The 9,973-nt window shown below is 61.8% G+C and carries 12 protein-coding genes; all 12 read right to left on the bottom strand.

Annotated features, from left to right (window positions below; translation table 11 throughout):
- Nucleotides 1–289 (bottom strand): hydrogenase maturation nickel metallochaperone HypA (locus tag ABJK70_RS14405; RefSeq protein ID WP_347258313.1); only part of this gene is annotated, 289 nt, incomplete at its 3' end.
- Nucleotides 290–974: 685 nt separating this feature from the next.
- A complete protein-coding gene (locus ABJK70_RS14400; RefSeq protein WP_210023971.1) occupies nucleotides 975–2,027 on the bottom strand; it encodes a hypothetical protein in 1,053 nt (350 codons plus the stop codon).
- Nucleotides 2,028–2,449: 422 nt separating this feature from the next.
- A complete protein-coding gene (locus ABJK70_RS14395; protein WP_347258312.1) occupies nucleotides 2,450–3,637 on the bottom strand; it encodes a nickel-dependent hydrogenase large subunit in 1,188 nt (395 codons plus the stop codon).
- Between the two features lie 194 nt (nucleotides 3,638–3,831).
- Nucleotides 3,832–4,008 carry a rubredoxin gene (locus ABJK70_RS14390; RefSeq protein ID WP_240502670.1) on the bottom strand — a complete coding sequence of 59 codons (177 nt, stop codon included), beginning with the start codon at nucleotides 4,006–4,008 and terminating at the stop codon, nucleotides 3,832–3,834.
- A gap of 2 nt (nucleotides 4,009–4,010) precedes the next feature.
- A complete protein-coding gene (locus ABJK70_RS14385; protein ID WP_347258311.1) occupies nucleotides 4,011–4,859 on the bottom strand; it encodes a hydrogenase expression/formation protein in 849 nt (282 codons plus the stop codon).
- Nucleotides 4,859–5,230: a hypothetical protein gene (locus tag ABJK70_RS14380; RefSeq protein WP_077732677.1), complete on the bottom strand. Its 372-nt coding sequence runs from the start codon at nucleotides 5,228–5,230 to the stop codon at nucleotides 4,859–4,861. The genes ABJK70_RS14385 and ABJK70_RS14380 overlap by 1 nt, the downstream gene beginning before the upstream one ends.
- Complete coding sequence (gene hypC, locus ABJK70_RS14375; RefSeq protein WP_347258310.1) at nucleotides 5,227–5,529, bottom strand: HypC/HybG/HupF family hydrogenase formation chaperone; 303 nt, start codon at nucleotides 5,527–5,529, stop codon at nucleotides 5,227–5,229. Before hypC ends, ABJK70_RS14380 begins: the two co-directional genes overlap by 4 nt.
- A 1-nt stretch (nucleotide 5,530) precedes the next feature.
- On the bottom strand, nucleotides 5,531–6,133 hold the full coding sequence (locus ABJK70_RS14370; RefSeq protein ID WP_077732679.1) for a HyaD/HybD family hydrogenase maturation endopeptidase: 603 nt from the start codon (nucleotides 6,131–6,133) through the stop codon (nucleotides 5,531–5,533).
- The gene (cybH, locus tag ABJK70_RS14365) at nucleotides 6,130–6,816 is read right to left on the bottom strand and encodes a Ni/Fe-hydrogenase, b-type cytochrome subunit (protein ID WP_077732680.1); all 687 of its coding nucleotides are present in this window, start codon (nucleotides 6,814–6,816) and stop codon (nucleotides 6,130–6,132) included. The genes ABJK70_RS14370 and cybH overlap by 4 nt, the downstream gene beginning before the upstream one ends.
- A gap of 10 nt (nucleotides 6,817–6,826) precedes the next feature.
- A complete protein-coding gene (locus ABJK70_RS14360; protein ID WP_347258309.1) occupies nucleotides 6,827–7,414 on the bottom strand; it encodes a HupE/UreJ family protein in 588 nt (195 codons plus the stop codon).
- A 15-nt stretch (nucleotides 7,415–7,429) separates the two neighbouring features.
- Nucleotides 7,430–9,223, bottom strand: coding sequence for a nickel-dependent hydrogenase large subunit (locus ABJK70_RS14355; protein WP_347258308.1), 1,794 nt, complete (start codon nucleotides 9,221–9,223; stop codon nucleotides 7,430–7,432).
- A partial coding sequence (locus tag ABJK70_RS14350) for a hydrogenase small subunit (RefSeq protein ID WP_347258307.1) occupies nucleotides 9,220–9,973 on the bottom strand: 754 nt, incomplete at its 5' end. The genes ABJK70_RS14350 and ABJK70_RS14355, both read right to left, overlap by 4 nt.

The following is a 9,973-nucleotide window of genomic DNA, read 5'->3' as shown; positions in this document are numbered from 1 at the left end:
GGCGATGCCCGCCGCATGCGGGACACGGGTCGTAATATTGCGCGATTTCCACCGTACGATCGCAAGCAAAACACCAGGCCAGGCCCGGCGTATCGATGAATTCCAGTTCCGCTCCTTCGGCGATCGTATCCAGGCTCACCGCTTCGAAGCCGAAGCCCAAGGCTGCACGATCGACCCCCGCGAGAGGACCGACCAACAATCTGACCTTGCGCACCCGCGCAAAGTGCTGCTTGCCCGCTTCGGTCTCCAGGATATCGACGATGCCTTGGCAGAGGGAGAGTTCATGCATAGCGAATAGAAAACAATAACCTGATGAAGCAAAAAACGAAGCCCTGAAAAACCTCGACCCATGGGGAAAGAATTCTACTCGCACACGGCCGCTTTGACAGCGGCCATCGCTTGAGACAGAGGTTGCTCGTCTTTTTTTCCGGAGTTCGCCCGTCTTATCGAGCAGGGGACATATGTCCAGATTGACGCCGCCCTTCCCTAGGCGGTGCGTTGACGACGGATTAATTCCAAATCGCTTTCAATAAGGCATTAATTTTTGTAGGGTGGGTTAGGCCGCGAGGCCGTAACCCACCGAGCGACCTCGAATCGGTGGGTTACGCTGCGCTAACCCACCCTACGATTAATGTTCACTCGAATGCCGAATGGAATAACGCATCAATCAGCTGCGGGCCAAATCCGAATCCTTCCCCCGGCTCAGACCGACCCAACCCAGCTGGGCGCTGCCCATCAATATCGCGGCGGGGATTGGCACCGGGAAGGCGCACGGGAAGCGTAACCGACACGGCGTCAAGTCATTTGCGGGAGCCCTGCCGGAGTGCTGAGCGAAGCGGCGTACGTAGGCGTGGCGGACGCATGAAGGTCGCGACTAAAGTGACGTTTGCGATTGGATCGAACGCGGGCCGCCGAACACTTACACGTCGCCACAATCGCCTCCTTTCATTAACCCGGAGTCGCATAAGGTTTCCTTAAAAGCGGCGAGGCGCTCGGGTGAGCAGCACGGCGCGGTGTTGGCCGTTGATCTCGGCCTGGGCCGCGATTTGGCCGGCATCGTTGATCGCGATTGCAGAGGTAAGCGTCCAAACAGCGGCGTCCGCCGGATCGAGCAGCGCGTTGAGATCGGTCATGACGCCGTCTATCGTAACGAAAGCATGCCACTTGCCGCTGGCAGTCCTGGAGTCTCCCACCACCTGTCCGGCGTCGTTGATGTCCAGGGCACGGCTGTCGTCCCCGCCGAGCGTGCCGAGATCGGTCATCACCCCGTTCACCGTGACGAAAGCATGGTAGTCGCCGCTGCGCGTAGTATAGGACTCTCCCACCACTTGTCCGGCATTGTTGATACCCAAGGCCCAACTGTCGGACCCGCCGAGCGTGCCGAGATCAGTCATCACGCCATCCACCGTGACGAAAGCATGTTCGAACACGCTGCCGGCAGTATAGGAAGCTCCCACCACCTGTCCGGCCTCGTTGATGGCGGCGGCGCCGCCGGTGCGCCCGCCGAGCGTACCGAGATCGGTCATCACGCCGTTCTCCGCGACGAAAGGACGTATCCCGCCGCTGGCAGTACTGGACCATCCCACCACTTGTCCGGCATCGTTGATGGCGTTGGCGCGGCTGTCGCGCCCGCCGAGCGTACCGAGATCGGTCATCACGCCATCTACCATTACGAAAGCATGGTCCTCGCCGCTGGCAGTACTGGACCTTCCCACCACCTGTCCGGCATCGTTGATGCCAAAGGCATAGCTATTATCCCCGCCGAGCGTGCCGAGATCGGTCATCACGCCATCTACCATTACGAAAGCGCGGGCGCTGCCGCTGGGCGTATAGGAGTAGCCCACGACTTGTCCGACATTGTTGATGCCGGTGACAACGTCAAGGGTGCCGAGATCGGTAATCGAGTAGCGAACTGCCGCGTGAGCGTTTGAAGCGAGCCCCATCGCGGCTAGAACGGTTAACGCCTGGAGGGACGGCTTTCCGGACCAGGACCGGCCATTTCCGATCGCGTGTTTTTGTGCTTCCATGATTGCAAATACTCCTTATTGCTGAGATGCCGCGAGAGCGGCGGAAGGACGCCGAAGAATTGCGGGTCATGTTGCTTAGCGGCGTGGACGAGAGCGCCCCGCTGTAATCCCGAAACCGTCGCCGAGGTTACGCAACGCCCGCGACAGCACCCTGACATGGCTGGCCGAAACTGTAATGGCAAGATCCGTACCGTTCAACCCAAAAACCGCAATTGAATCTCCGAAATGCCCGCAATGCCACATCAGTCGCTCCATTCCCTCTCGAGTCCTTCAGCCGACATGGGACGAACGGCCGTTGATCCGAGTTGTTCGGGGCGAGCAGGCCGAACGCTGGTCTCGACCGGCTGAAGGACCGAGCCCGAACAACGTCGAAAGGCGCGATCGACACGCTCAGGTTCAAGGTTTCCTTCGTGCGGATACGGTCATCCCTCCGCGGGCGGCGTGGGGTGCTCGGCCCGTTCCAGAATCAATCGATAATCGACGCAAGGATCGACGACATGCAGAAAAGCATCGATCCGAGCCCCGGCCGAATCCGCATCGCCGACCGTCGTGCCCAGTAGCGCCCGATACACCAGGCCGCGCGGATGAAAATTCCACTCGGTGGGCGCCAGGATGCGATAGCCGCGGACGAGACCGCCGGCTACCTCGACGCGGTGCATCAGCCGGCCGCGTGCCGCTTCCGTCTGCGCCACGCCGGTGCCGTGTCTGGGTAGCGGCGACGGGTCGGAGCCGATCGGACCGAGATGTTCGATATCCCGGATCAGCGTCCTCGCCAGGCATTTCAGTTCGACGATCCTCGCGAGCATGCGGGTGAACAAGCCGTTCCCGTAAACCGAGGAGGCTTCCCGTACCAGCCGATCGGAACTTTGGCGGACCAGGCAGCCGGTCTCGCGCGGCTCGCCGGTCCATTCGGGGGAGTCGGAATTCACGCGCGCCACTCCCGGCCCCAACGCTGCTTCCAGCATCGCGTCGGTGAACATCGGAAGCCCTTTCACGGAACAGCGGCCGAAATCGGGCCAGCCGGGCTGTAATGCGGGTCGCATCCACGCCACTGCCGCGCATGTATCGTGCTCCAGCCAATGCCGGACCGCTTCCAGGTCTGGCTGCGGCGTATGCCACAGACCGCCCAGCAAATGACTCACTAGAGCCTCGAGCTCGGTCGCCCCGACACGTAATTCAGCGGCATTCGGTTCGAAAGGCGCTGCCGGCCAGTGCACGGCATCGCCTCCGAGTGCCGCGATCAAACGCCGACACAGGGTGATCAAACGGGGCGGCCAAGGGGAAATTCGTCCGTCGGACGCCAACAGCAGATTCAGACTCAGTTCGCGAACCCGCTCCACCGTGGTCTGCAAGTCCCTAAGCCGCTCCAGATTCGGCGATACGGAAATATCCAGCGCATCTTCCAGCGCCCTAGCCGCGGCCTTGGCGTGCGCCTTCGGGCAGAGGGAAAACAGCCGCCCGAAGAGCGTGGGCACCGCTTCCGGCGGTTTGCCCAGCGCCAGGCGCTCGACCGGAAGGAGCGGCCTCGGCGTGATGCTCACGGACACGATCGTTTCGGAGGAAATGCCGCAGCGAATCAGCAGTTCCGCGGTGCCGATGTTAGTGCTCAACGGCCACCCTAGAGCAACGGTGAATCACGACCGCGCGACGGTTCGGCTATCAATAAAAACGACCGTATCAGCGCTGATCTCCCGAACAGTCGTAGGTCGGGAATCCTTTCCCGACGCAGCAGGTCGGCAAGCGGGTATTCGTCGGCAAAGGATTGCCGACCTACGAGAATCCCGGCGCCGCACGGTAAAATCCGCTAAACCTCCGAGCACGGCAGAAAGCCCGATTTCGCCCCGTCGCAACGGGGACAGCACCAGTTTTCCGGCAGGTCGGAAAAGGCGGTGCCGGGCGGAATCTGCGCCTGCACATCGCCCTCCTCCGGATCGTAGACGTGCCAGCAGACGCGGCATTCGAAGCGCGTTGCATCGGCCACGATCAGCTTTCCTTCAGCATCGCGAGCAGTTCCTCGATCCACTGCAGCGAATCCTCGAAATCCTCCTGGGTAGCCTGCGCCGCTTGCGGAATCGGGGTGATTTCCACGGTATTCAGGATCATTTGGTCGCTGGCATTGAAATACTGGACCCACCACACATTGGGCAAGCCCGTCAGACGGATGCGGCAGTCGCCGTAACCCTTGGACAATATGGACACGCCGGCCAGTCCCAGCACTTCGACCAGATAAGCCAGGTCGTTTTCGGTCATCGGCAGCAGCGACAGATTTATGACCTCGCTTTGTCCTTCCTGGAAGGCGACCGATTTGGCGAACAGCTCCGTCAATAGCGAAGGCGCGTTCATGAGGCCGTCCGGGAAAGACCGCGGCCGTTCGACGCCGGCCGTGTACGTTCCGGCATGCCGCAACACCGACGGAACCGAGCCGACTTCGAGATAGTCCCGAACGGTTCCTCCGGCGCGGAATTCGCGCAGCCGCCAAACCCCGATGAACACCGACTCGCGTATCGCCCAGCGCACATCGTCAGCATCGATCAAGGCGCTGACCTCCCCGTCGCCCAACACCTGGTCGAGAAAACGGCGGGTTTCTTCGTCGTACGAATCGAGATGGATGCGGTCCGAATCGATACCGTTCAACTCGGCGGACAAGCACTCGGCCAATCGGCGCACGACGGCGATGCCGGCCTGGCTGGCGGGAATCTCCCCCGGCAGCGGCATCGAAAAGCTGTGCATGCCTTGCGGCATCGCGAGATAGCCGCATTCGGGATCGTCAAAAGGCGTGACCGGCGCGGCGTTCTCGGTGGCCACCGGGCTGTGCTGTTCGAGCATGGTCATTAACCCTCCCCGTCCAGCCATTGCTGGATCTGACTGTGATAATCGGTCCAGGCTTGTATGCGTGCCATGATCTTGGATGTCTGGCCGTCGTTCAAGAATACCAGCGCGGGATAGACCGCAACGCCGTAGTCCCGGGCCACGGATACGACGGCCTCGGGTTTCAAGACCGCCGCTCGCAGCGACGGAAACGCGCGCAGCAGTTCCGGAAGAACCACGGCGAGATCGGCGTTCTCCGGATGGGCTTTGGGGTCGTTGAAAAAACCGACCAGGCATTGCGGATGCGCCGCGGCGAACTCGGCCAGGCCCTCTCTATCCACCAAGTTAATGGCCGGGCTGCCCGAAAGCCGATCGAACATTTCCGCCAGGGTCATGTCGGCTCCCGCAAGAAGTCGGGTAGCTGAGGCTCCCGGTCCACCAGGTCGGCGAAGGCCGCGGCCGGGACATAATGGCCGGCCATGGCGTCGCGGAGTCCCGCCAGCGCAGCTTGAATTTGCGCGGCGCGCTCGGGTTCGAGAACCTCTCTGGCCGCGCCAAGAAACGTCAATACCCAGGTACCCTCCGGCTGCGATCCAACCAGACGCATGTCGACCATCGCCTCGCCGTCGGCACCCTTGCACCACGCCTGAAACGGTTCCGCTCGAACGACTTGCATCGGAACGCCTATACACATCTCAGTCGCTCCGCAGTGCCAGAAAGCGTTCATCTCCGACTCGACAGGCCTCCCCTGCCGATGGACGCCGAGCCTCGTAGGCCGCCATGCCTAAGGGATCGGAATCCGGCCCCGCCTGCGTCCGCTTCTCGACAACGATGTCGAGTTCGGCCAGATACTGGAGGATGCGGGCCATCGCCGGTTCCAGCATGGCCTTGACCGGCTCGCTGAGACTGCCGCCGTAATCCTCCAACACGCAAGGCTGAACGCCGACGAGGTACAAATGCCGCGGCGTATGGCCGAGCAGTTCGCCCAAGGCCAGCACCTCCTGAAAGGAGACCTGATGCAGGCTCATCTTCTTTGCTCCCAAATAAGCCGGCACCTCTGCATCGCGCAATTCCACCAGCGTCCCCGGATCGCATTTGAAATCCACGGCATCGGCGATGATCAGCGTATCGGCTTCCTGCACGTAGGGCAGCAAGGCCAATCCCTGGGTGCCGCCGTCCATCAGCCGCACCGATTCGGGAAAGTCGTAGTTTCGTTGCAGCGCCTGCACGACACGCACCCCGAATCCCTCGTCGGCCCACAGTACATTGCCGATGCCGAGAATCAGAATCCGGTTCATGGCCTATCATCCCGGAAATTGCGCCAGCCGTCGATCATCGTGCCGGTCATGGATTGCCGCGACAGCCGTTGTTCGCGGATGACGACATAGACGTGGATCAAGGCGAACACGACCAGATACCACATGCCCACATGATGCCAGGTATGAACGTCCTGGCTCTGGCCGAACAGCGGAATCACCCAGCCGAACCAGCGGCTGGCCCAGCTCCCCTGCCCCAAGCCTTCGCCGTACAGCGCGAAACCGGTCACGATCATGAACAGCGCGCCAAGCACGTAGAACACGAACATGGCCATGTTGGCGAGAGGATTGTGGCCCGCGTGCTTGCGCGGTTCCGGCACCAGGAACAGATACCATTTGATTTCGTGCCAGAGGCCGTCCCACCATTCGGCGCGGTGTATCGCCGGCACGAACAGCTCGCGCGCATACTGGTTGCCGACCAGCGCCCAGTAGACGCGGCCGATGAAACCGACCGCCAGTACGTAACCGGCCGCGAAATGCACGAAGCGCACATAGCCCATCAGATAGTGCTCGCTGGCTTCGCCATCCGGAGCGACCAAGGGCGAAGCGATCAAGTAACCGGTAACGGCGAGCACCACCAGGGCCAGCGCGTTTACCCAGTGCCACAGGCGCACCGGCCGTTCGTAGACATAAACCGGGTTCTGCACTGAATCGATAGCGGACATGGTAGCCCCCTCACCAGGCCTGAACGAGCAGAGCGACTCCGAACGCGCTGGCGGCCCCGCCGGCGACGCGATACATGCCCGGCACCTGGAGCAGGCAACGGCCCATCACGATGCCGAGGAGATGCAGCAAGCCCGTGGCGATCACGAATCCGGCTGCATAAGTCGAGAATGCGGCGCCTTGAGCCATTTCGAAGCCGTGGGCATAGCCATGGGCCAAGGCGAAAAGGCCGACGATAAAACCCGCGAGCACTCCGGAAAGCCGAACCTTACCCAAAAGCAACAGCCCCAGCGCCAGGACCGATGCGGCAATGACAGGCTCCGCCCCGGCGATCACCACCCCGAATGCTCCCAGCGCACCGCCCAGAACCATGGCCGCCATGAACGCCGCGGGCAATCGCCACAACCGCCCCGGCTCGGTGGTCACCAGCGCGGCCCACACGCCCACGCACACCATCGCCACAAGATGATCGGCGCCGAGCAAGGGATGAACGAAACCGCTCGCGAATCCTTCCACCGGGTGAAAACCGGTATGCGCGACGGACTGGCCGGCACAGATGGACAATATCAGCAATAGAAAGCTTTGTTGTTTGAAACGCATGGGATACCTCGTACGCTAGCGAACACGGATTCGCGTCAATTCCTGCCCGTCCCGGTCCATGACATGGGTCGAACAGGCCAGACAGGGATCGAAACTGTGCAGGGTACGCAGGATTTCCAGGGGTTCTTCCGCCTTTTCGACCTGTGTGTTCATCAACGCGGCTTCGAATGCGCCGACATTGCCGGCCGGATCGCGCGGGGAACCGTTCCAGGTGGTCGGCACGATGCACTGATAATTTTCGATCTTCCCGTCCTTGACTTTCACCCAATGTCCCAAGGCCCCGCGCGGCGCCTCGGTGGTGCCGACGCCCCGTGCCTCGGCGGGCCAGGTTTTCGGCTCCCATTTGGCAACGTTGGCGGTGCTCAGGTCACCGGCCTTGATGTTCCTCATCAACTTGTCCTGGAAATGCCGCATCAGCCTTGCGCAATGCTGAGCTTCCAGTCCTCGCGCGGCGGTACGGCCCAGGGTCGAGAACAACGCGTCCAGCGGCAGACCGAGGTCGCGCAGCAACTTGTCGACCGGTTCCTTGATTTCCGGCATTCCCTTTGCGTAGCCGACGATATAGCGGGCCAACGGGCCGACCTCCATGGCGTGGCCGCGCCAGCGAGGCGCCTTGATCCACGAGTATTTGGCACTCTCGTCCAGGTTTTCGATGTTGGTGCGGGTGCCCTTGGTGTTGCGACCGAGCACGAAGTTCGGTTCAGTCACGCCGTCGAAGGGATGCAGACCGATTTCGTCGTCCGGATAGCGATACCAGGAATGCGTCACGAACTCCTGGATCTGGGCCGGATCTCTCAGATCGACCTCGTGAATCTCCTTCAGATTGCCGTTGATGATGGCTCCGCGCGGCAAGCGCAGATTGTCGGCGGATGGGTCGTTGGCCTTTTCCGGGATATCGCCGTAGGCTAGCACATTGGTCGACGACAGGCCGCCGCCGTAGAGCCAATCCTTGTAGAAGGACGCGATGGCCTGCAAATCGGGTAGGTAAACCTGCTCGATGAACTCGATGGTCTGGTCGATGATGGACGAGACCAGGTTCAAACGTTCCATGTTGATCCCGCCGACCGCCCCGATGTCGTCCACGTTGATCGCGCACGGCACGCCGCCCACCAGCCAGTTCGGATGCGGGTTCTTGCCGCCGTAAACGGTGTGAATCTTGACGATTTCCTTCTGGAAATCGAGCGCTTCGAGGTAATGCGCAACGGCCATCAAATTGGCTTCCGGCGGCAGTTTGTAGGCCGGATTGCCCCAATAGCCGTTCGCGAACGGTCCGAGCTGGCCGCTCTCGACGAACTTCTTCAGCCGCGTGGCGATATCGTGGAAATACCCCGGCGAGGACTTCGCCCACGGCGAAATGCTCTGCGCGAGTTCCGAAGTTGCCTTCGGGTCGGCTTTCAGCGCGCTGACCACGTCCACCCAGTCCAGCGCGTGCAAATGGTAGAAATGCACCAGATGGTCGTGAACCTGCAGGGTTAGCTGCATGATGTTGCGGATCGAGTTGGCGTTCTCCGGAATGCTGATTCCAAGGGCATCCTCGACCGCGCGCACCGACGTCAGTGCATGGGTGCCGGTGCAGACGCCGCAGATCCGCTCGGTGAAGGCCCAGGCGTCGCGCGGGTCCCTGCCCTTCAGGATTACTTCCAGGCCGCGCCACATGGTGCCGCTGGACACCGCGTTGCGGATCACGTTGTTTTCGTCCAGGTTGACCTCGCAGCGCATATGGCCTTCGATACGGGTGACCGGATCGACGACGATGCGCTTGCCGCTGTCGTCCAGCTTGAAGCCGTTCGGCGTTTGAGTGACCGTCATACGTGTTCTCGCTCGTTCTTATCGTTTTCGGATTCTTTGCCTTTCACGTGCTTGCCGACGGAGACGGCGGCGTGGCCCGCGATCGCCGTACCGACCGCACCGGCCGCGATCAACCCCACGGTGTCGGCATTCGACTCGATGCCGAAGGCGTTCAAACCGGTCACGCGGTGGTAGAAAGGCCCTTTGTCCCAGAACCCGTCCTCGGAACAGCCGATGCAGCCGTGGCCCGACTGGATCGGGAACGACACGCCGCCGTTCCAGCGCACCGTGGAGCAGGCGTTATACGTGGTCGGTCCCTTGCAGCCCATTTTGTAGAGACAGTAACCCTTGCGCGCGGCCTCGTCGTCCCAGGTCTCGACGAACTGTCCGGCGTCGAAGTGCGGGCGCCGATAGCATTTGTCGTGGATGCGCTGACCGTAGAACATCTTGGGACGTCCCTGGGCGTCCAGGTCCGGGAGTTTGTCGAAGGTCAGCATGTAGGTGACGACGGCGGTCATGACCTCGGCGATGGGCGGACAGCCCGGCACCTTGATCACCGGTTTGTCGGTGATCACCTTGTGCACCGGAGTGGCCTGTGTGGGATTCGGCTTGGCGGCCTGGACGCAGCCCCAGGAGGCGCAGGAGCCCCAGGCGATCACCGCGAGGCAATCCTTGGCGGCGTAACGCAACTGCTCAACGAAAGGCTTGCCGCCGATGATGCAGAACATGCCGTCCTCGTTCAGCGGCGGATTGCCCTCCACCGCGAGGATG

Source organism: Methylocaldum sp. (genome assembly GCF_039794385.1).
Classification (GTDB): Bacteria; Pseudomonadota; Gammaproteobacteria; order Methylococcales; family Methylococcaceae; genus Methylocaldum.
The sequence above is the reverse complement of the archived record's forward strand: the minus strand, read 5'-3'. Positions and strand labels throughout refer to the sequence as shown.

Excerpts from the sequence above, each read along its gene's own strand:
- ABJK70_RS14400 (WP_210023971.1), bottom strand. The coding sequence starts at position 2,027 with ATGGAAGCACAAAAACACGCGATCGGAAATGGCCGGTCCTGGTCCGGA.
- ABJK70_RS14385 (WP_347258311.1), bottom strand. The coding sequence starts at position 4,859 with ATGACCATGCTCGAACAGCACAGCCCGGTGGCCACCGAGAACGCCGCG.
- ABJK70_RS14380 (WP_077732677.1), bottom strand. The coding sequence starts at position 5,230 with ATGACCCTGGCGGAAATGTTCGATCGGCTTTCGGGCAGCCCGGCCATT.
- hypC (WP_347258310.1), bottom strand. The coding sequence starts at position 5,529 with ATGTGTATAGGCGTTCCGATGCAAGTCGTTCGAGCGGAACCGTTTCAG.
- ABJK70_RS14370 (WP_077732679.1), bottom strand. The coding sequence starts at position 6,133 with ATGAACCGGATTCTGATTCTCGGCATCGGCAATGTACTGTGGGCCGAC.
- cybH (WP_077732680.1), bottom strand. The coding sequence starts at position 6,816 with ATGTCCGCTATCGATTCAGTGCAGAACCCGGTTTATGTCTACGAACGG.
- ABJK70_RS14360 (WP_347258309.1), bottom strand. The coding sequence starts at position 7,414 with ATGCGTTTCAAACAACAAAGCTTTCTATTGCTGATATTGTCCATCTGT.
- ABJK70_RS14355 (WP_347258308.1), bottom strand. The coding sequence starts at position 9,223 with ATGACGGTCACTCAAACGCCGAACGGCTTCAAGCTGGACGACAGCGGC.